This window comes from Sphingomonas sp. ABOLH (assembly GCF_003951715.1).
GTDB classification, from domain to species: Bacteria; Pseudomonadota; Alphaproteobacteria; order Sphingomonadales; family Sphingomonadaceae; genus Sphingomonas; species Sphingomonas hankookensis_A.
Genome location: NZ_QQWV01000035.1, coordinates 1 through 19,301 on the forward strand (window position 1 = coordinate 1; position 19,301 = coordinate 19,301).

The window sequence follows — 19,301 nt, forward strand, 5'->3', positions numbered from 1 at the left end:
GGGCGGGGGGGCGTGGCGCGCGATCGCGTCGATCAGCGAATCGACCCCGAATTCCTTCAGCGCCGACCCGAAATAGACCGGGGTCAGGTCGCCCGCGCGATACGCCGCACCGTCGAACGCGGCATAGCCCCCGGTGGCAAGCTCCGCCTCCTCGCGCAGCCGCTCGGCGCCTTCGGCCGACAGCACCTCGTCGATGCGCGCATCGTCCAGCCCGGTGAACTGCTCGACCTTGCCCTGAAAATCCTTGGTCCCGGCCTCGGGCTGCAACAGCCGGTTGTCGACCAGGTCGTAAATCCCCTCGAACTGCCCGCCCATGCCCGCCGGCCATGTCATCGGGCAGACGTCGAGCGCCAGCATGTCGGCGACTTCGTCCAGCAGCGCGAACGGGTCGCGACCCTCGCGATCGACCTTGTTGACGAAGGTGATGATCGGCACGCTGCGCAACCGGCACACTTCGAACAGCTTGCGCGTCTGCGGCTCGATCCCCTTGGCCGCGTCGATCACCATCACCGCCGAATCGACCGCGGTCAGCGTGCGATAGGTGTCCTCGGAAAAATCCTCGTGGCCCGGCGTGTCGAGCAGGTTGAAGGTCAACCCGTTCCGCTCGAACGTCATCACCGACGAGGTGACCGAAATTCCGCGCTGCTGCTCGATCTTCATCCAGTCCGACCGCGCGCGCCGCGCGGCGCCACGTGCCTTGACCTCGCCCGCCAGATGGATCGCACCGCCGAACAGCAGCAGCTTTTCGGTCAGCGTGGTCTTGCCGGCGTCGGGGTGGGAGATGATCGCAAAGGTGCGGCGATCGGAAATATGGTCCATCGCCGGCCTTTAGGGCCGGGCGGGGAGGGCGGCAAGATTCGGGTGCGTACGGCGGGGGAAGAAGAAGGTGGGTTCACGCGGAGGCGCGGAGGCGCGGAGAGAAGAAGGATTGCGCGCAGAGGCGCAGAGGACGCAGAGGAGTTGCGTGGGCGGCGAGGCTCCGCCGCGCCAGCGGCTCTTTCGCTCGTTGCCGCGAATGCAGCGGTCTCCCGAACGCACCCCCTCGCAGCGAACGCACCCCCTCAGCGTCCTCTGCGCCTCCGCGCGCAATCAACCTTACTCCTCCGCGTCTCCGCGCCTTCGCGTGAAAATCAACCTTCCAACGTCACCGACATAGCCGCCCGATGCGACTGCCCCGGCGCGACGCGGCGAATCCCCGGCTTGTCGAAGATGTCACCGGCAAATCCTTCCGGATCGGCAATCCCGTCCCACGGCTCGATACAAACGAAGCTCGCACCCGGCTTCGTCCAGATCCCCAGCTTCGGCATCCCCGGAAAATCGACCCGCAACTGCGGCCCGTCCGGCGCCCCGTACCGCACCCAACTACTTGCAACCGGGTCATAAACCAGCGCATCGTCCGCAAACAGATCGTCGGTCAGCGTCAGCACCCGATCGACCGCCGGATCGGGCCGACGCTCCGGCGCGATCGTGCCGTTGGCCGCAATCGCGGCGACCGTGCCAACTTCCGCGTCCGAAAACACCATCCGGTGCGCCGCCCGATCGCGTCCATAGGGCAGCGGCCACGCAAAGGCCGGATGAAACCCGATGCTCGCCGGCAGGTCGCGGTCGCCGGTATTGGTCACCGTCACCTCGCTATGGAGGGTTGCCCCCTCCAGCCGATGTTCCACGTGGAGCATGAACGCGAACGGATAGAGCTTCCGCGTCTCCGCATCGTCGACCAGCTCGAACCGCACGAAAGTATCGGAATGCGCAACCTTCGCGAACATCCGCCGCCGCGCAAAGCCGTGCTTGGCGAGGTGGTAGACCGCGCCACCCACATGATAGCGATCGTCCTGCACCGCGCCGATGATCGGGAACAGGATCGGCGCATGGCCGGTCCAGAACGCCGGATCGGCATTCGTCATCAGCTCGCGACCCTGCGCGTCCCGGATCGACTGCAATTCCGCGCCCAATGCCTCGACCGCGACCGTCAGCGTGCCGTTGCCCAGCGTCACCGTCATGCGCGCAAACTCCCGCCGATCTTCTTCGCCGCCGCCACGATCTTGTCCGAAATCGCCTTCAGTTCGACATCGGTGAAGCTCTTGGCGCCCGGCTGCAACGTGACCTCAATGGCGAGGCTCTTGTGGCCCGGCTCGACGCCCTGTCCGGCAAAGACGTCGAACAGCCGCGCATCGACGATCGCCGCCTTGTCCGCGCCGCGCACCGCGCGCACCAGCTGGTCGCCGGTCACGTCCTCGGCGACCAGGAATGCGAAATCGCGCGTCACCGCCTGCAACGCCGGCGGCGCATAGGCCGCGCGCATGAAGCCGCTGCCCCGCTTGGCCGGCAGCGCGTCGAGATAGATCTCCGCCGCCACCACGCCGCTGCCCAGGTCGAATGCCTTGGCGGTGGTCGGGTGCAGCACGCCGAAGCTCGCCAGCACCGTCTTCGGCCCCAGCCTGAGCGTCGCCGACTGGCCCGGATGGAACACGTCGCCGGCACCGTCCATCACCTGAAGATTGCCGACCGGCGCGCCCGCCGCCTCCAGCAGCGCCAGCACCTCCGCCTTGGCATCGAACGCGTCGAAGCCCTGCGCCTTGCCGGTCCGCCAGTTGCGCACCGCGCGCTCGCCCGACAGCACGATGCCCAATGTCGCGCGCTCACCCTCGGCCAGATAGCGCCGGCCGATCTCGAACAGCCGCACGCTCGACTGGCCCCGCTTCGCATTGCGCGCAGCCGCACTCAGCAGACCGGGCAGCAGCGACGGGCGCATCACGCGCATGTCGCTGGCGATCGGGTTCACCACCTCCCACGCGCCGCCGCCGAACGGGGCGGCTTCGTCGTCGGCGATGAAGCTCCACGTGATCGCTTCGGCCAGACCGCGCGCCGCCGCCGCGCGGCGCATCCGCCGCTCCAGCTTCTGTTCGGGCGTCGCCGTCGGCGTCGCCACTCCGGCAGGACGGTCGAGCGGGGTGGACGGCACCTTGTCCAGCCCCTCGATGCGGATCACTTCCTCGACCAGATCGGCCACGCCCTCGACATCGCGCCGCCACGACGGGACCGTCACCTGCCAGCCATCGCCAACCACGAAGCCCAGCCGTTCGAGAATGTCGCGCTGCCGGTCCTCGGCCACGTCCAGCCCGCCCAGCGTCGCGACGCGGCCAGGCTGATGCGTGATGACCCGCGGCTCGGTCGGCGGGCTGCCGGCCGTGGTCACGCGGCTCGCCGTCCCGCCGCACAGCCGCAGGACATAATCGGTCGCAATGGCCAGGCCCTGATCCAGAAACGCCGGATCGACCCCACGTTCGAACCGGGTGCGCGCATCGCTGGTCAGCGCCAGCTTCTGCCCCGTCCGCGCGATCGCCTCGGGCGTGAAATAGGCGCATTCGATCAGCACGTCGGTCGTCGTCTCCGACACGCCCGAATGCTCGCCGCCCATGATCCCGCCAATGTCGTGCACCGCCGCGTCGTCGGCGATCACCGTCTCGCCGCCGTCCAGCGTATAGGACTTGCCGTTCAGCGCGACGACGCTTTCGCTCGGGCGAGCCTGCCGCGCGACCAGCCCACCGTCGAGCTTCGCCATGTCATAGACGTGCAGCGGCCGCCCCAGATCGAACATCACGTAATTGGTGATGTCGACCAGTGTCGAAATCGGCTTCTGCCCGATCGCGTTCAGCCGCCGGCGCATCCACTCCGGCGACTCGCCATTGGTCAGCCCGCGCACCGCCTGCGCATAGAAGGCCGGGCAGCCCGCCGCGTCCTCGACCCGCACGTCGGGGCCATCGCCTTCGCCCGCGACCACCGGCACCGCCAGCGGTTTCAGCGTCCCATAACCCGCCGCCGCCAGGTCGCGCGCAATCCCGCGCACGCCCATACAGTCCTGCCGGTTCGGCGTGACGCTGATGTCGATCACCGGATCGTCCAGCCCGGCGTAGGCGGGGAAGGGGGTGCCGGCCGGTGCATCGGCGGGCAGTTCGATGATCCCGTCATGATCCTCGCCCAGCTCCAGTTCGCGGGTCGAACACATCATGCCGTTGGATTCGACGCCGCGGATCGCCGCGACCTTCAGCACCATGCCATTGGCCGGCACCGTCGCGCCGGGCATCCCGAACACGCCGACCAGCCCCGCACGGGCATTGGGCGCGCCGCACACCACCTGCAACGGGCCGTCGCCGGCGTCGACCGACAGTACCTGCAGCTTGTCCGCCTGCGGATGCGGTTCGGCGGTCAGCACGCGGGCGACGCGGAACGCGGCCAGCTTCTCGCCCGGATTCTCGACGCCCTCGACCTCCAGCCCGATCGCGTTCAGCGCGCCCAGGATCGTGTCGAGCGACGCATCGGTGTCGAGATGCTCGTGCAGCCAGCTCAGGGTGAACTTCATGCGCCTACTCCCCCCGACAGCGTGGGAACGTCCAGCGCCGCAAAGCCATAATGTTTCAACCAGCGCAGATCGCCGTCGAAGAACGGGCGCAGATCGTCCATGCCGTATTTCAGCATCGCCAGCCGGTCGACGCCGGTGCCGAACGCAAATCCCTGCCACTCATCGGGGTCGAGCCCGCACGCGGCGATGACCTTGGGATGGACCATGCCGCTGCCCAGCACCTCCATCCAGCCGCCATTGCCCTTGGTCGGATCACCGCCGACGACGCGCCGACCCTTTTCCAGCGTATAGCCGATATCGACCTCTGCCGACGGTTCGGTGAACGGAAAATAGCTCGGGCGCAGCCGCAGCACGATATCGTCGCGCTCGAAATAGGCCTTCAGGAACGTCTCCAGCGTCCATTTGAGATGCCCCATATGGATGCCGCGATCGATGACCAAGCCCTCGATCTGGTGGAACATTGGCGTGTGGGTCGCGTCGCTGTCGCTGCGATAGACCCGGCCCGGTGCGATGATGCGGATCGGAGGTTGCTGGGTCATCATCGTGCGGATCTGGACCGGCGATGTATGGGTCCGGAGCACGAACCGTTCCACGGTTCGGTCCTGCTCCGGACCGGCCGGCGGTGCATCTGCACCGTCCGACGGCGACGGGCTTTGCCCGGCGCGGGCCGATGGGATCGCGCCGGTGGCGGAGCCACCGTCGTCGGACGGTGCAGATGCACCGCCGGCCGCGCTTTCGCTGGTCTCGCCCTGCGGGCTTCGGCGCTGCGCGTAGAACGTATCGTGCATCGCGCGCGCCGGGTGTGTCTCCGGAATATTGAGCGCGGTGAAGTTATGCCAGTCGTCCTCGATCTCCGGCCCCGTCGCGACGGCAAAGCCCAGATCGGCGAAGATCTCCGCCAGTTCGTCCATCACTTGGGCAACCGGATGCACCCCACCCGGCGCGATCCGGTCGACCGGCAGCGTCAGGTCGACCCGCTCGCTCGCCAGCTTGGCCGCCAGCGCCTTTGCTTCGAGGTCCGCCTTGCGCGCACCGATCGCCCCGGTCACCGCCTCGCGCAGCGCGTGGATGCCGGGCGCGACCGTCTGGCGTTCTTCGGGCGACAGGCCGCCCAGCGTCTTGAGCAGGCCGGTGATCGCCCCCTGCTTGCCCAGTGCATGAACACGCACCGCCTCCAGCGCGTCGACGCCGGCAGAGGCATCGATGGCGGCGAGCAGGTCGGCACGCAATTGGTCGAGATCGGGGGTCACGGTCGCTCCGGTGGTCGGGATAGGCGACCGGCTTTATTGCGGAACGGGAAAGAAGCCTAGCCCCGAGGACAGGTCGGACCAGTGGGGGTTGTCCCGCTCGACCAGATTCTGCTTCCAGTCGCGGTTCCACTTCTTGATCCGCTTCTCACGCTGGATCGCGGCGTCCATGGTCTCATGCCGTTCGAACCAGACGAGGCGGTGGCAGTCATGGTCGGCGGTGAAGCCGGGGAAGCTGCCGCTGCGATGCTGGTGCAGGCGCTGGATCAGGTTGCTGGTGACGCCGGTGTAGATGGTGCCGTTGCGACGGCTGGCGACGATGTACACGCAAGGTTCGAAGATGCGCATTCGCCCGCCCCTATTCGTCGTTCCCGCGCAGGCGGGAACCCATACACGCTGACGATGCTAATAGAGCCGAGACGCCAGCGTCTATGGATTCCCGCCTGCGCGGGAATGACGAAGCCCCAAAAGAAAAACGCCGGCAGGTCACCCCACCGGCGTCTTTCATCCCGCAAACAGGAACCGTGCGCTTACGCGGCGGCCTGTTCCGGCAGGGCGGCCTTCGCCTGCGCGACGATCGCCTTGAAGGCGGCCTCTTCGTGCATCGCGATATCGGCCAGGACCTTCCGGTCGAGTTCGATGCCGGCCAGCTTGCAGCCGTGCATGAACTGCGAATAGGTGATGCCCTCCGCGCGGACACCGGCGTTGATGCGCTGGATCCACAGACCACGGAAGGTCCGCTTCTTCACCTTGCGGTCGCGATAAGCGTACTGACCGGCCTTTTCGACGGCCTGGCGAGCGATGCGGATCGTGTTCTTGCGACGGCCATAATAGCCCTTCGCCTGATCCAAAATGCGCTTGTGCTTCGCCTTGGTGGTCGTGCCGCGCTTGATACGTGCCATGCTTCAGTACTCCTTAACGAAGGCCGTAAGGCGCCCACGCCTTGATGTGAGCCACATCGGCGTCGGCCAGGACCGAGGTCCCGCGGTTCTGACGGATATACTTCGCATTGTGCGAGATCAGGCGGTGACGCTTGCCGGCGACGCCGTGCTTCACCTTGCCGGTGGCGGTGAACTTGAAGCGCTTCTTCACGCCGCTCTTGGTCTTGAGCTTGGGCATTTTGGTCTCCTCAAAAATCACGACGTGCGGATTGCCGCGGCAGCCCCAGATGGCCGGGCGAATCCCTAAAAGGTCGTGGAAAGAGCGCGCCCCTAACCCGCCTGTCACCAAAACGCAACCGCCGGAACTCGTTTCGCCCCCGAACGCTGTTGCCGCGATGGCCGAGCTTTCCCCGACTGAAGGCGCTCCCGACGCCCCCCGCCGCCGCGACTGGCGGCGGATCGCGATTCGGACGCTGATCGGCATCGTCGCGGCGATTGTCCTGGCCTGGCTGATCCTGTTCGTCACCAAGGGCCGGTTCCTGAAGGGCACGTTCGAACGAATCGCCTCGTCGCAGAGCGGCCGCACGGTGCGCGTCGCGGGCGACTTCCAGTTCTACTTCAACCCCATCGACCTCAAATTCCTCGCCGAGGGACTGTCGGTATCGAACCCCGCCTGGGCCGGGGGCGGCAATCTGTTCGAGGCGAAGAAGCTCGACAGCTCGACCGCCACGCTGACCTTCCTGTTCGGACGCCGCCGCGTCAACTGGCTCGAACTCGACGGCGCGCGGGCCGACCTGCACTGGGACGCGGCACGCAAGCGTAACACCTGGACGTTCGGCGATCCGAACAAGCCCGGCAAGAAGCTCGACCTGCCGGTCGTGCGCAGCGGGATCTTCCGCGATACGCAGATTCGTTACCGCGACCCGCAATTTCTGCTCGACGGGACGTTCGACCTCGACACGACGATCAGCGAAGGCACCCAGTTCGCCAGCGCGATCCGGGCGACCGGGCGCGGCACGGTGCGCGGCCGTCCGTTCCGCCTGACCGGGCAACTCCAATCGCCCAATGCGACGATCCGCGGGGGGCAGAATCAGCTGACCGCCCGGATCGAGGTCGCCCGTTCGGTCGCGATCGTCGCCGGCACGCTGCCCGGCCCGACCCAGCTCGACGGATCGAACCTCGCCGTCCGCCTGCGGGGGGCAAATTTGGCCGACGTCTTCGCGGTGCTCGGCATCGTCACCCCCGACACCCGCACCTATCGCCTGACCGGACGCATGACCAAGGACGGGCCGGACTGGAAATTCACCCGGTTGAAGGGCGTGTTCGGCGACAGCGACCTCGCCGGCAGCCTGACCGTTACCCAGCGCGAACCGCGCCTGCTGCTCACCGCCGACCTGACCTCGCGCAGGCTGGATATCGTCGATATGTCGGCATTCGTCGGCTACGACCTTGAGCGTATCGAAGCGCAGGGCGCCGCCGGTGCGATCGTCCGCGAAGGCGGCGCCCCCCGCCTGCTCCCCGATGCCCGGCTGAACGTCGAGGCGCTCAGGAATTTCGATGCAAAGGTCCGCTACAAGGTCGGCAATGTCCGCGCGCGCAGCCTGCCGGTGTCGAATGTCGACCTGACCCTCGACCTGAACGACCGGCTGCTCAAACTCTCGCCGCTGACCTTCGCCATGGCGCGCGGCAATGTCGCGTCGGACATCGTGATCGACGCCCGCCGCCGTCCGGCGGTCACCGATTACGACATCCGCCTGTCGCCGACGCCGATGGGACGGCTGCTCGCCGGCTGGGGCGTCGAAGAAGCCGGCACCACCGGCACGGTCAAGGCGCGCGTCCAGCTGACCGGCACCGGCGACACCGTCCACGACTCGCTTGCCGCCTCCAACGGCCGCATCGCGATCATCCTGCCCGCCGGCAGCTTCTGGACCCGCAATGTCCAGCTGTCCGAACTCGACCTCGGCACCTTCGCGCAGAAGATGTTCGAGGGGAAATTGAAGGAACCGGTGCGGATCAACTGCGGCCTGATCGGCTTCACCGTGCGACAGGGGGTGGCGGCGGCAGACCCGATCCTGATCGATACGCAGAAGAATGTGATGCTCGGGCGTGGCGGCTTCAGCTTCCGCAACGAATCGATCGATCTTGCGGTACGGGCCGATTCGAAGAAATTCTCGCTCTTTGCCGGCCAGTCGCCGGTCGGCATCGGCGGCTATTTCGCGGCACCGCGCTATTCGGTCCTCAGCCCCGAACTGCTGGGCCGCGCCGGCGCCGGACTCGGCCTTGCCACCGTGGTCACCCCGCTCGCCGGTGTGCTGGCCTTTGTCGATCCGGGCGATGCGAAGGGGGCGGCGTGCGGCCCGGTCCTCGCCGGTGCCACCGCCCGGGCGCAGCGCACGACCAAGGGCGAGGCGCGGGACGATGTCGGTCGCGGGACGACGGCCAAGGCGGAAGACGGCCGCTCGAACAAGGGCGAGCGCAAGGAGCAGCGGAAGAAGTTTCTCGGGATTTTTTGAATCACGCGGAGGCGCGGAGAGGTCGCGCCTGTGGCGACCGATTGCGTGCGGGAGACCATCGTCTCCGCTGCAACGATGACTGAACGCCGCTGTCGCGGCAGACTTCCCCGCGAGCGCAACTCCTCCGCGTCTCTGCGCGAAATCTACCTTAAGAACCCTCTTCGCGCCTTCGCGTGAAAATCAGAGAATCCCCGGAAACGCCCCGCCATCGATCAACAGGCTCTGCCCGGTGATGAATCCGGCCTTGTCCGAACACAGGAACGCACAGGCCGCGCCGAACTCGGCGGGATCGCCGATCCGCTTCGCCGGGATCGACTCCGCCCGCTTCGCCTTTTCCTCGGCCGGGGTCGTGCCGTTCTTCTTCGCCGCCGCCTCGGTCATCGACGCGATGCGCGCGGTGTCGAACGATCCGGGCAGCAGCCCGTTGATCGTGACGTTCGACCCCGCCACCTGCCGCGCAATCCCCGCGACGAAGCCCGTCAGCCCGGCACGCGCCCCGCTCGACAGGTCGAGTCCCGGCAGCGGCATCTTGACCGATCCGGAGGTGATGTTGACCACCCGCCCGAACCCGCGCTCGACCATCCCCGGCAATACCGCCTGAATCAACAGGGCAGGGGTGACGAAATTCGCTTCGATCCCGGCGCGGATGCCGTCGGCTTCCAGCTCGGTATAGGGTTTGAGCGGCGGCCCGCCATTGTTGTTGACGAGGATGTCGGGGTCCGGACAGGCAGCGAGCAACGCCGCGCGGCCCTCCTCGGTCGACAGGTCGCCGACGACCTCGATTACCGTCACCCCGGTCTCCGCCCGGATCGCCGCCGCCGTCTCGGTCAGCTTCGCCGTATCGCGCCCGTTGACGACGACATCGACCCCGGCCCGCGCCAGTTCCAGCGCGCACGCCCGGCCGAGGCCGGCGCTCGACGCGCACACGATCGCCTTGCGGCCGGCAATTCCTAGATCCATCGTGTCCGTCCCTATTTCTTGAGCCGCCATCCGGTGCGGAAGATCATGGTGATGACGGTCACGCAGATCAGCAGGAAGCCCAGGGTCGCCCCCAGGCTGGCCGCCACCGAAACATCGCCCGTCCCGAAGAATGTCCAGCGGAACCCGCTGATCAGATAGACGATCGGGTTGAACAGGCTGATCGTACGCCACACGCCCGGCAGCATGTCGATCGAATAGAATGCCCCGCCCAGGAACGTCAGCGGCGTCACCACCAGCAACGGGATGACCTGCAACTGTTCGAACCCCTTGGCCCACAGTCCGAGGATGAAGCCGAACAGGCAGAAGGTGATCGCCACCAGCAGCAGATAGCATAGCGCCCAGAACGGATGCGCGACGCTGACGTCGACGAACAGATGCGCGGTTGCAAAGATCACCAGCGCGACGATCGTCGACTTGGTCGCCGCCGCGCCGACATAGCCGACCAGCGTCTCCAGCGTGGAGATGGGCGCCGACAGCAATTCATAGATGGTGCCCGACCATTTCGGCATGAAGATGCCGAAACTGGCATTGAAGATGCTCTCGGTCAGCATCGTCAGCATCATCAGCCCCGGCACGATGAACGCGCCATAGGGGACGCCCGACACCTCGTTCATCCGGCTGCCGATCGCGGTGCCGAACACCACGAAATAGAGCGAGGTGGTGATGACCGGCGTCATCAGCGAGGTCCAGATCGTCCGCCCGAACCGCGCCAGTTCAAAGCGATAGATCGCCAGCACGCCATGCCAGTTGAACGTCATGCCCGGCCCTCCTGTTCATGGACCAGCCCGACGAAGATATCCTCGAGGCTCGATTGCTTGGTCGCGATGTCCTTCCACGCGATGCCGGCCTCGTCGGCGGCACGCAGCAGCGCGCGCACGCCATTATCCTCGGCATTGGCATCGAAGGCGAAGGTCAGCGCATGGCCTTCGTCGGTCAGCTCCAGCGGCCAGTGCGACAGCGCCGCCGGCACCGCCGGCAGCGGATCGGACAGCGTCAGCGTCAGCGTCTTCTTGCCCAGCTTGCGCATCAGCGCCTGCTTCTCGTCGACCAGGATCAGCTTGCCCTTGGCGATCACCCCCACCCGGTCGGCCATTTCCTCGGCCTCCTCGATATAATGGGTGGTCAGGATGATGGTGACGCCGCGCTCGCGAAGGTCGTGGACCAGCCGCCACATGTCGCGGCGCAGTTCGACATCGACCCCGGCGGTCGGTTCGTCGAGGAACAGGATGTCGGGTTCGTGGCTCAGCGCCTTGGCGATCATTACCCGTCGTTTCATGCCGCCCGACAGCTCGGTCATCTTCGCATCGCGCTTGTCCCACAGGGTCAGGTCACGCAGCAGCTTCTCGATGAACGCCGGGTCGCCATGCCGCCCGAACAGTCGCCTGGAAAAGGTGACCGTCGCCATCACGCTTTCGAACGCATCGGTCAGCAATTCCTGCGGCACCAGCCCGATCCGGGTCCGCGTCTCGCGATAGTCGCTGACCGTGTCGAACCCGGCGGCGGTGATCGTCCCCGCGCTCGCCGTCACGATGCCGCAGATGATGCTGATCAGCGTCGTCTTGCCCGCGCCGTTCGGCCCCAGCAGCGCGAAAATCTCGCCCTTCGCAATGTCGAGGTCGGTCGGCTGGAGCGCGACGGTGCCCGACTTGTACGTCTTGGCGACGCCCCGGATCGAAAGAATGGTTTCCATGGCAACGGCTTGTTCCACGCTTCGATGACCGGGGGAAGTCGCCTCAGGTCGCCGGTGTCGATTTCGCCTTGCGGGCATCGGCCACCGCGGTCTGCAGCGCGGGCAGCGTCTGCGCACCGCTCAGCACCTGGTCGCCGACCACCCAGGACGGGGTGCCGGTAAAGCCCAGCGTGCCTGCCGTCTTCAGGTTGCGCTCGATCTCGCCCACGACCTGCGGCGACTGGATCGCGGTGCGGGCGGCGGCAATGTCGAGGCCCGCGGTTGCAGCGGCCTGCTGGATCGACGCCTCGTCCACCCGGCCGCTGGCATAGAGGGCGTCGTGGAACGGCTTGAACTTGTTCTGGAGCGCGGCGGCGAGCGCCCACTCTGCGGCGCTGCGGCTGTCGGGTGACAGAATCGGCAGCTCGCGATAAACGATGCGGACGTTCGGATCGCCCGCGATCAGGCCGGTGATCGCCGGCAGGCTGGCGCGACAGAAGCCGCAGGCATAGTCGAGATAGGCGACCACGCTGACATCGCCGTTCGGATTGCCGGCGATCGCGCCGGGGAAGGGCTCGACGATAGCGTCGCGATTGGCCGCCACCGCCTTGCCCGATTCCTTCGCCTGCAACCGCCGCATGGCTTCGGGCAGGATTTCGGGATTGGCGAGGATATAGTCGCGCACCACCGTCTCGGTCGCGGCACGATCGCCGGAATACTTGCCTGCTACGATCGCTCCGCCCGCGCCCGCCAATGCCGCCGCCGCCAGCATCAACGCATTTCCGATTCTACCCATCATCCTCCCCGGCGGCGCCGCTGGCGCTGTTCTTCCTCGAACGCCGTCTGCGACGTCATTTGAATATCCTGCGCCCGAATCCAGTCCCGCGACCCTTGTGGCAGCAACCCCATCGCCCGCCGCGCGCTGGCCAGCGCCATGCGCGAATCGCCTGCCAGCGACGCATATTCCGCCATCGCCAGCGCGACCCGCGCCGGATCGCCGCGCCGTTCGTACAGGATACTCAGCTGATACCACGCGAACGGGTTCTGGTTGTCGCGCGCGATCGCCTGTTTCAGCACCCGTTCCGCCTCGTCCAGCAGCGCAGGGTCCTCGGCGGCGATCAGCGCGTGGCCGAAGGTCGCGGCGATCAGCGGCGACGACCGCGTCCGCTCGGTCGCCTCGCGCAGCGGCGCCAGCGCGTCCTTCGGCTTGCCCGATTCGAGCAGGATCTGCCCCTCGAGTTCGAGGAAATAGGGATCGTCGGGCGCGGCCTTCACCAGCGCCAGCGTCTCCGCTGCCGCCTGCTCGGGGTAGCCCGACTTGTGATAGGCATAGGCGCGCGCATAATGGGCGTACACGCTCTGGTCGCTGGCCGGATAGCGGCGCAGCGTGTCCTTCGGATCGCTGACATAGCCGCGCAATTTGGCCTGCACCCGCTTGAACCGTGTCTCCAGCGCCTGATCGGTCGGCGCCTTGAACGACGGCGACGCCTGCACGTCCTGCGTCAGGTTGGCGATGCGTTCGCCGGTCAGCGGGTGGGTGCGCTGATAGCCATTGTCCTGCGGGATCGCGAGGCGATATTCCATGTTCTGGAGCTTCTTGAAGAAGTCCAGCATCCCCTGACCCGAGATATTGGCCCCCCGCAGGAACCGGGCACCGGCGGCATCGGCCGAGCTTTCCTGCGTGCGACTGAACGCCAGATAGCTGCCCATCGCGGCCTGTTGTCCGGCGGCGAGGATGCCCGCCCCGGCTTCGCCCGCGCCCGCCGCCATCGCGGCCACGCCCAGCAACAGGCTGAGCACGGTGATGCCGGTCGCCGGGGCCATGCCGCGCCCGGCCAGGGGCACGTGCCCGCCGACGATATGGCCGATCTCGTGCGCGACGACGCCTTGCACCTCGTTCGCATCGTCCGCCGCGTCGATCAGCCCGCTATGGATATAGACCGTCTGTCCGCCCGCGACGAAAGCGTTGATCGACTTGTCCTGTAGCAACACGACGTTGAAGTTGCGCGGGTCGAGGCCCGCGGCGACCGCGATCGGGCGCGACATGTCGTTCAGCAGCGCTTCCGTCTCGGCATCGCGCAGCATCGACTGGGCGGCGGCGGGCTGCGTCAGCAGGAGGATGGCGGCGACAATGCCGCCGAGCGCGCGCTTCATGATGGTCCTTATCGGCGATGCGGCGGACATGGGTCAACGCCGCGATGCCGCCGGCCGGCTGAACCCCGGGTTAAGCCGAGCCGTGGAACGCGGTGCTCGCGGAGAACAGCTTGATCCCCGTCGGCGGCTGCGACAGGTCGCCCTGGCGGGCACGGACCGCGAAATCGACCAGTTCGCCGACCGAGTGATAGGCACAGGGCTTCGACACGACGCCCAGGGTCCCGTCGATTCCGTCATCCAGCATTGCCGGATTTGCCGTGAGAAAGATGACGGTCGTCCCATAGGTCTGGCCGAGCATCCGCCCGATCAGCGGGCCCGTGGGACCGTCACGCAGATTGCAGTCGACCAGCGCGACGTCCGGGCGGATCGATGCCAGTTCCATCGCCCGCGACATGTCGGCGGCGATGCCGACCGGACGATAGCCATGCTCCTCCAGCGAGGCCTCCAGATCGATCGCGACCAGCATTTCGTCTTCGACGATCAGAACCGTGGGGGTTTGCATGGGAATTCCGGACATAATCTAGAGCAAGGCAACGCGGAATCGTCCGGTCGGTTCCGCGGCGCGGCGCAAACCGACCGCAATAATGTTGCGCCGATGATGCTTGTGCCGTCCGGTCGACATCGCTAATGGCCGCGACGGGCCACGCTGTCCCAACGCAGCGCGTGCTCTCTGTGAGGAGAGACTGACATGACTGATCTTCCGCCTAAGCCGGCCACGACTCCCGCTCGCCCGTATTTTTCGTCCGGGCCCTGCGCCAAGCCGCCGGGCTGGTCCGCCGACCGCCTCAACCCCGTCAGCCTCGGCCGGTCGCACCGTTCGAAGATCGGCAAGCAGCGTCTGCAATATTGCATCGACCTGATGCGCGAATTGCTGAAGCTCCCCGATACGCACCGCATCGGCATCGTCCCCGGTTCCGACACCGGCGCGTTCGAAATGGCGATGTGGACGATGCTGGGCGCCCGCCCCGTCACTGCGCTGGCATGGGAGAGCTTCGGCGAAGGCTGGGTGACCGATGCGGTCAAGCAGCTCAAGATCGATCCGACCGTCGTGCGAGCCGATTACGGCCAGCTGCCCGACCTGACTGCGATCGACTGGACCCACGACGTGCTGTTCACCTGGAACGGTACCACCTCTGGCGTCCGCGTTCCCAGTGCCGATTTCATCCCCGCCGACCGCGAGGGCCTGTCGTTCGCCGACGCGACCTCGGGCGTGTTCGCCTATGACATCGACTGGGCCAAGATCGACGTCGCCACCTTCAGCTGGCAGAAGGTGCTAGGCGGGGAGGGCGCGCATGGCGTGCTGATCCTCGGCCCGCGCGCGGTCGAACGCCTCGAAAGTTACACCCCCGCATGGCCGCTGCCCAAGGTCTTCCGCCTGGTGTCGAAGGGCAAGCTGACCGAGGGCATCTTCAAGGGCGAGACGATCAACACCCCGTCGATGCTGGCGGTCGAGGATGCGATCTTCAGCCTCGAATGGGGCAAGTCGCTGGGCGAGAACGGCCTGATCGCGCGCAGCGACGCCAATGCCGCCGCACTCGACAAGATCGTGGCGGAACGCGACTGGCTCGGCCATCTCGCCGCCGATCCGGCGACCCGGTCGAAGACCAGCGTCTGCCTGACGGTCGAGGGCGCCGACGAGGCGCTCATCAAGAAGATGGCGTCGCTGTTGGAGGCCGAAGGGGCTGCCTATGACGTCGCCGGCTATCGCGACGCTCCGGCGGGCCTGCGCATCTGGTGCGGTGCGACGGTCGATACCGCGGATATCGAGGCGCTCGGGCCATGGCTCGACTGGGCCTACGCGACGGCGAAGGCGGCATAAAGCCCTCCCCCCTTCAGGGGAAAGGGTTGGGAGAGGGGCAGTCGCGCCACCTTTCCGCCCGCTCCCCGACTTCCCCTCTCCCGGCCCTCTCCCCTGAAGGGGAGAGGGAGAAGGAACGAAACATGCCTAAAGTTCTCATTTCCGACAAAATGGACCCCAAAGCCGCCCAGATCTTCCGCGAACGCGGGGTCGAGGTGGATGAGATCACCGGCAAGACGCCCGAAGAGCTGATGGCGATCATCGGCGACTATGACGGCCTCGCCATCCGCTCGTCGACCAAGGTGACCAAGGCGATCCTCGACGCCGCGAAGAACCTCAAGGTCGTCGGCCGCGCCGGCATCGGTGTCGATAACGTCGACATTCCCGCCGCCTCGGCCGCCGGCGTCGTCGTGATGAACACGCCGTTCGGCAATTCGATCACCACCGCCGAGCACGCCATCGCGCTGATGTTCGCGCTCGCCCGCCAGCTTCCCGAGGCCGATGCCTCGACCCAGGCGGGCAAGTGGGAAAAGAACCGCTTCATGGGCGTCGAGCTGACCGCCAAGACGCTGGGCCTGATCGGCGCGGGCAATATCGGCTCGATCGTCGCCGACCGCGCGCAGGGCCTGAAGATGAAGGTCATCGCCTTCGATCCGTTCCTGTCGCCCGAACGCGCGATCGAGATCGGCGTCGAGAAGGTCGAGCTGGACCAGCTGCTGGCCCGCGCCGACTTCATCACGCTGCACACCCCCCTGACCGACCAGACCCGCAACATCCTGTCGGCGGAAAATCTGGCAAAGACCAAGAAGGGCGTGCGGATCATCAACTGCGCGCGCGGCGGGCTGATCGACGAGGCGGCATTGAAGGCGGCGCTCGACAGCGGCCATGTCGCGGGTGCCGCGCTCGACGTGTTCGTGCAGGAACCGGCCAAGGAATCGCCGCTGTTCGGTACGCCGAACTTCATCTCGACCCCGCATCTGGGCGCGTCGACCAGCGAGGCGCAGGTCAATGTCGCGATCCAGGTCGCCGAGCAGATGGCCGATTTCCTCGTATCGGGCGGCGTCACCAACGCGCTCAACATGCCGTCGCTGTCGGCCGAAGAGGCACCGCGCCTCAAGCCATACATGGCGTTGGCCGAAAAGCTCGGGAGCCTGGTCGGGCAGCTGACCACCGGCGCGATCGCCCGCGTGTCGGTGCACAGCGAAGGCGCCGCGGCCGAGCTGAACCAGAAGCCGATCGTCGGCGCGGTGCTGGCCGGGTTCCTGCGCGTCCAGTCGGACACGGTGAACATGGTCAACGCGCCGTTCCTGGCGAAGGAGCGCGGCATCGAGGTGCGCGAGGTCCGCAACGACCGCGAGGGCGATTACCAAACGCTGATCCGCGTCAGCCTCAAGACCGAAGCCGGCGAGCGGTCGGTCGCGGGCACGCTGTTCGGCAACGCCCAGCCGCGTCTGGTCGAACTGTTCGGCATTAAGGTAGAGGCCGATCTGGCCGGGCACATGCTGTACGTCGTCAACGAGGACGCGCCGGGCTTCATCGGCCGCATCGGCACCACACTGGGCGAAGCGGGTGTGAATATCGGCACCTTCCACCTCGGTCGTCGCGATGCCGGTGGCGAAGCGGTGGTGCTGCTGTCGGTCGACGAAGCGGTGACGCCGGAGCTAGTGGCCAAGGTTCGCGCGCTTCCGGGCGTCAAGACGGTCATGCCGCTCAAGTTCTGATCGGCCTGTAAGGGTAGGCAGCGGGCTGTCGGAGCGATCCGGCAGCCCGTTTGCGTTTGCGCTACCCTTCTTCGTCACCCCGGACTTGATCCGGGGTCCCGCTTCTTCTTCTGCGACCGGAAAAAAGCGGGACCCCGGGTCAAGCCGAGGGTGGCGTATGGGGTAAGGCAATGCGTCCATGCTTTCCCGCTCGCCTCGCACCCGCTAGGGGAAACCCCATGAACGACACCGGCCTCCTGCCCGAAGGGTTTCACGACCGCCTGCCCCCCGCCGCCGACGGCCTGCGCCGGTTCGAAGGGGCGGTGCTGGGCGTCGCGCATGGCTATGGCTATGAACAGGTCGACCCGCCGCTCGCCGAGTTCGAGGCGGGGCTGGCCAACCGGTTGAAGGGCACGGCGGCGACCGACGCGGTGCGCTTCGTCGATCCGGTCAGCCAACGGACGCTGGCGATCCGCCCCGATATCACCGCGCAGGTCGCGCGGATCGCGGCAACCCGCATGGGGCACCATCCACGTCCCGTCCGGCTGTCCTATGCCGGCCCGGTGCTGAAGCTGCGCGCGGGCGAACTCGCCCCGCGCCGCGCGCTGCGCCAGATCGGCGCCGAACTGATCGGTCTCGACAGCGTGGCGGCGGCGATCGAGGTCGTGACCGTCGCGGTCGAATCGCTGCGCGCGGCGGGCGTCACCGGCATCTCGATCGACTTTACCCTGCCCGATCTGGTCGCGACGCTGGCGGGCGATCCGCCGGGGCCGCAGCATGACGCGCTGATTGCCGCGCTGGATGCGAAGGATGCCGGGCGGGTCGCGGCGATCGATCCGGCCTATCTGCCGCTGGTGGAGGCGGCGGGTCCGTTCGCTGCCGCCGTGGCCCGGCTGCGCGCGACCGATGCCGCCGGGCGGCTGGCGTCGCGGCTGGATGCGATCGAGGCGGTGGTGGCGACCCTGCCGGCGGATGTCGGCGTGACGCTCGACCCGACCGAACGCCATGGCTTCGAATATCAAAGCTGGCTCGGCTTCTCGCTGTTCGCGCGCGGCGTGCTGGGCGAGGTCGGGCGGGGCGGCAGCTATGCGGTGTGCCATGCCGATGGGCGTGAGGAAGCGGCGGTCGGCTTCTCGCTCTACGCCGATGCGCTGCTCGATGCCGGGCTGGGTGCCAAGGATCGCCAGCGGCTGTTCCTGCCGCTCGGCACCGCCCCGGCTATCGCGACGCGGTTGCGCGGCGAAGGCTGGGTGACGGTCGCGGCACTGGCCGAAGGCGATACGCCTCAGGCGCAGCTGTGCACCCATGTCTGGGATGGCGAAACCGCCCAGGCGGTCGCCTGAATGCGACAGGGGCGACCGATCGGCCGCCCTTGGATCACTTATTCGGCGGCCTTGGGCTTGCGGCCGCGACGCGGCGCGGCGTCACCCGTGGCTTCGCCATCCTCGCTGGCGGTGCGTGCCTTGCGGCCGAGGCCAATGCGCTTCGCCATGTCGCGACGGCTCTGCGAATAGGTTTCGGCGACCATCGGATAGTCGGGGCGCAGGCCGTACCGCTCGCGATAGGTTTCCGGGGTCAGGCCATGGCCCGCCAGGTGACGGCGCAGCGTCTTGTACGGCTTGCCGTCGATCATCGAGATGATGTGATCCTTCGATGCCAGCGACTTGCGCACCGACACCGCCGGAACATGCTCCTGCTGCGGCGCCGATTCTTCCGGCTCCGACGTGCCCGATGCCAGCCCCAGGACGGTCGCGTGCATCGTCTGCAGGAATGCCGGAACATCCTCTGCCGCGACGCGGTTGTTACCATTGTTCAACCAGGCGATGGTAAGTTCGGTGGCCAGTTCGATCGCGTTGAGTTCGGAACTATCGTCGGTCATGGATATCTCCTCAATGCGGGCGAAATGCTACGGGCCCGGCGGCAGGTCAATGGCTGTGACCCGGATAATCTTATTTTCAACTGAATTATTCGGTCGAAACGCCGATTTCAGCGGATGGC

General features: G+C 67.0%; 18 protein-coding genes. 4 read left to right on the forward strand and 14 right to left on the reverse strand.

Annotated elements, in window-relative coordinates:
- The 7 genes from CA237_RS14505 to rpmI all read right to left on the reverse strand — a co-directional run.
- Window positions 1–819, reverse strand: an 819-nt coding sequence (locus tag CA237_RS14505) for a GTP-binding protein (protein ID WP_126014469.1), incomplete at its 3' end; no start/stop codon positions are given.
- Window positions 820–1,130: 311 nt separating this feature from the next.
- The gene (locus CA237_RS14510) at window positions 1,131–2,000 is read right to left on the reverse strand and encodes an aldose 1-epimerase family protein (protein ID WP_066692666.1); all 870 of its coding nucleotides are present in this window, start codon (window positions 1,998–2,000) and stop codon (window positions 1,131–1,133) included.
- The gene (gene pheT / locus CA237_RS14515) at window positions 1,997–4,360 is read right to left on the reverse strand and encodes a phenylalanine--tRNA ligase subunit beta (RefSeq protein WP_066692669.1); all 2,364 of its coding nucleotides are present in this window, start codon (window positions 4,358–4,360) and stop codon (window positions 1,997–1,999) included. Before pheT ends, CA237_RS14510 begins: the two co-directional genes overlap by 4 nt.
- Window positions 4,357–5,610 (reverse strand): phenylalanine--tRNA ligase subunit alpha, encoded by a 1,254-nt coding sequence (gene pheS / locus CA237_RS14520; RefSeq protein ID WP_066692670.1) that lies wholly within the window; start codon window positions 5,608–5,610, stop codon window positions 4,357–4,359. The genes pheT and pheS overlap by 4 nt, the downstream gene beginning before the upstream one ends.
- A gap of 33 nt (window positions 5,611–5,643) precedes the next feature.
- On the reverse strand, window positions 5,644–5,955 hold the full coding sequence (locus CA237_RS14525) for a GIY-YIG nuclease family protein (protein ID WP_066692673.1): 312 nt from the start codon (window positions 5,953–5,955) through the stop codon (window positions 5,644–5,646).
- 182 nt (window positions 5,956–6,137) lie between these two features.
- Entirely contained in the window at window positions 6,138–6,509 is a 372-nt protein-coding gene (gene rplT / locus CA237_RS14530) for a 50S ribosomal protein L20 (RefSeq protein WP_055757215.1), read from the reverse strand.
- A gap of 13 nt (window positions 6,510–6,522) precedes the next feature.
- Entirely contained in the window at window positions 6,523–6,726 is a 204-nt protein-coding gene (gene rpmI, locus CA237_RS14535; protein ID WP_056457646.1) for a 50S ribosomal protein L35, read from the reverse strand.
- 157 nt (window positions 6,727–6,883) lie between these two features.
- Between rpmI and CA237_RS14540 the strand changes: the two genes are divergently transcribed.
- On the forward strand, window positions 6,884–9,001 hold the full coding sequence (locus tag CA237_RS14540; RefSeq protein ID WP_126014471.1) for an AsmA family protein: 2,118 nt from the start codon (window positions 6,884–6,886) through the stop codon (window positions 8,999–9,001).
- 180 nt (window positions 9,002–9,181) lie between these two features.
- Here the strand turns inward: CA237_RS14540 and CA237_RS14545 are convergent, their stop codons facing one another.
- The 6 genes from CA237_RS14545 to CA237_RS14570 form a co-directional block, all read right to left on the reverse strand.
- Window positions 9,182–9,961, reverse strand: coding sequence for an SDR family oxidoreductase (locus CA237_RS14545; protein ID WP_066692681.1), 780 nt, complete (start codon window positions 9,959–9,961; stop codon window positions 9,182–9,184).
- A gap of 11 nt (window positions 9,962–9,972) precedes the next feature.
- Entirely contained in the window at window positions 9,973–10,740 is a 768-nt protein-coding gene (locus CA237_RS14550; protein WP_066692683.1) for an ABC transporter permease, read from the reverse strand.
- The gene (locus CA237_RS14555; protein WP_066692685.1) at window positions 10,737–11,672 is read right to left on the reverse strand and encodes an ABC transporter ATP-binding protein; all 936 of its coding nucleotides are present in this window, start codon (window positions 11,670–11,672) and stop codon (window positions 10,737–10,739) included. Before CA237_RS14555 ends, CA237_RS14550 begins: the two co-directional genes overlap by 4 nt.
- A gap of 43 nt (window positions 11,673–11,715) precedes the next feature.
- The gene (locus tag CA237_RS14560; protein WP_084401739.1) at window positions 11,716–12,447 is read right to left on the reverse strand and encodes a DsbA family protein; all 732 of its coding nucleotides are present in this window, start codon (window positions 12,445–12,447) and stop codon (window positions 11,716–11,718) included.
- The gene (locus CA237_RS14565; RefSeq protein WP_066692689.1) at window positions 12,447–13,805 is read right to left on the reverse strand and encodes a M48 family metalloprotease; all 1,359 of its coding nucleotides are present in this window, start codon (window positions 13,803–13,805) and stop codon (window positions 12,447–12,449) included. Before CA237_RS14565 ends, CA237_RS14560 begins: the two co-directional genes overlap by 1 nt.
- A 70-nt stretch (window positions 13,806–13,875) precedes the next feature.
- Window positions 13,876–14,307 carry a response regulator gene (locus CA237_RS14570; RefSeq protein WP_066692694.1) on the reverse strand — a complete coding sequence of 144 codons (432 nt, stop codon included), beginning with the start codon at window positions 14,305–14,307 and terminating at the stop codon, window positions 13,876–13,878.
- 186 nt (window positions 14,308–14,493) lie between these two features.
- On the opposite strand from CA237_RS14570, the gene CA237_RS14575 reads away from it, so the two are divergent.
- The 3 genes from CA237_RS14575 (at window position 14,494) to CA237_RS14585 (ending at window position 18,646) form a co-directional block, all read left to right on the forward strand.
- Window positions 14,494–15,624, forward strand: a complete 1,131-nt coding sequence (locus CA237_RS14575) for a phosphoserine transaminase (RefSeq protein WP_066692697.1) — start codon at window positions 14,494–14,496, stop codon at window positions 15,622–15,624.
- A 122-nt stretch (window positions 15,625–15,746) separates the two neighbouring features.
- A complete protein-coding gene (gene serA / locus CA237_RS14580) occupies window positions 15,747–17,324 on the forward strand; it encodes a phosphoglycerate dehydrogenase (protein WP_066692700.1) in 1,578 nt (525 codons plus the stop codon).
- A gap of 218 nt (window positions 17,325–17,542) precedes the next feature.
- Window positions 17,543–18,646 carry an ATP phosphoribosyltransferase regulatory subunit gene (locus CA237_RS14585; protein ID WP_066692703.1) on the forward strand — a complete coding sequence of 368 codons (1,104 nt, stop codon included), beginning with the start codon at window positions 17,543–17,545 and terminating at the stop codon, window positions 18,644–18,646.
- A gap of 38 nt (window positions 18,647–18,684) precedes the next feature.
- Here CA237_RS14585 and CA237_RS14590 read toward each other — a convergent pair whose 3' ends face one another.
- A complete protein-coding gene (locus CA237_RS14590; protein ID WP_066692705.1) occupies window positions 18,685–19,182 on the reverse strand; it encodes a MucR family transcriptional regulator in 498 nt (165 codons plus the stop codon).
- Between the last annotated feature and the right edge of the window lie 119 nt (window positions 19,183–19,301).

What these genes read in the sequence shown, in the direction of transcription:
- CA237_RS14555 (WP_066692685.1), bottom strand. Translation starts at nt 11,672, where the DNA reads ATGGAAACCATTCTTTCGATCCGGGGCGTCGCCAAGACGTACAAGTCG.
- CA237_RS14585 (WP_066692703.1), top strand. Translation starts at nt 17,543, where the DNA reads ATGAACGACACCGGCCTCCTGCCCGAAGGGTTTCACGACCGCCTGCCC.
- CA237_RS14540 (WP_126014471.1), top strand. Translation starts at nt 6,884, where the DNA reads ATGGCCGAGCTTTCCCCGACTGAAGGCGCTCCCGACGCCCCCCGCCGC.
- CA237_RS14575 (WP_066692697.1), top strand. Translation starts at nt 14,494, where the DNA reads ATGACTGATCTTCCGCCTAAGCCGGCCACGACTCCCGCTCGCCCGTAT.
- CA237_RS14545 (WP_066692681.1), bottom strand. Translation starts at nt 9,961, where the DNA reads ATGGATCTAGGAATTGCCGGCCGCAAGGCGATCGTGTGCGCGTCGAGC.
- CA237_RS14525 (WP_066692673.1), bottom strand. Translation starts at nt 5,955, where the DNA reads ATGCGCATCTTCGAACCTTGCGTGTACATCGTCGCCAGCCGTCGCAAC.
- pheT (WP_066692669.1), bottom strand. Translation starts at nt 4,360, where the DNA reads ATGAAGTTCACCCTGAGCTGGCTGCACGAGCATCTCGACACCGATGCG.
- CA237_RS14590 (WP_066692705.1), bottom strand. Translation starts at nt 19,182, where the DNA reads ATGACCGACGATAGTTCCGAACTCAACGCGATCGAACTGGCCACCGAA.
- CA237_RS14570 (WP_066692694.1), bottom strand. Translation starts at nt 14,307, where the DNA reads ATGCAAACCCCCACGGTTCTGATCGTCGAAGACGAAATGCTGGTCGCG.
- CA237_RS14560 (WP_084401739.1), bottom strand. Translation starts at nt 12,447, where the DNA reads ATGGGTAGAATCGGAAATGCGTTGATGCTGGCGGCGGCGGCATTGGCG.
- rpmI (WP_056457646.1), bottom strand. Translation starts at nt 6,726, where the DNA reads ATGCCCAAGCTCAAGACCAAGAGCGGCGTGAAGAAGCGCTTCAAGTTC.
- rplT (WP_055757215.1), bottom strand. Translation starts at nt 6,509, where the DNA reads ATGGCACGTATCAAGCGCGGCACGACCACCAAGGCGAAGCACAAGCGC.
- CA237_RS14550 (WP_066692683.1), bottom strand. Translation starts at nt 10,740, where the DNA reads ATGACGTTCAACTGGCATGGCGTGCTGGCGATCTATCGCTTTGAACTG.
- serA (WP_066692700.1), top strand. Translation starts at nt 15,747, where the DNA reads ATGCCTAAAGTTCTCATTTCCGACAAAATGGACCCCAAAGCCGCCCAG.
- CA237_RS14565 (WP_066692689.1), bottom strand. Translation starts at nt 13,805, where the DNA reads ATGAAGCGCGCGCTCGGCGGCATTGTCGCCGCCATCCTCCTGCTGACG.
- CA237_RS14510 (WP_066692666.1), bottom strand. Translation starts at nt 2,000, where the DNA reads ATGACGGTGACGCTGGGCAACGGCACGCTGACGGTCGCGGTCGAGGCA.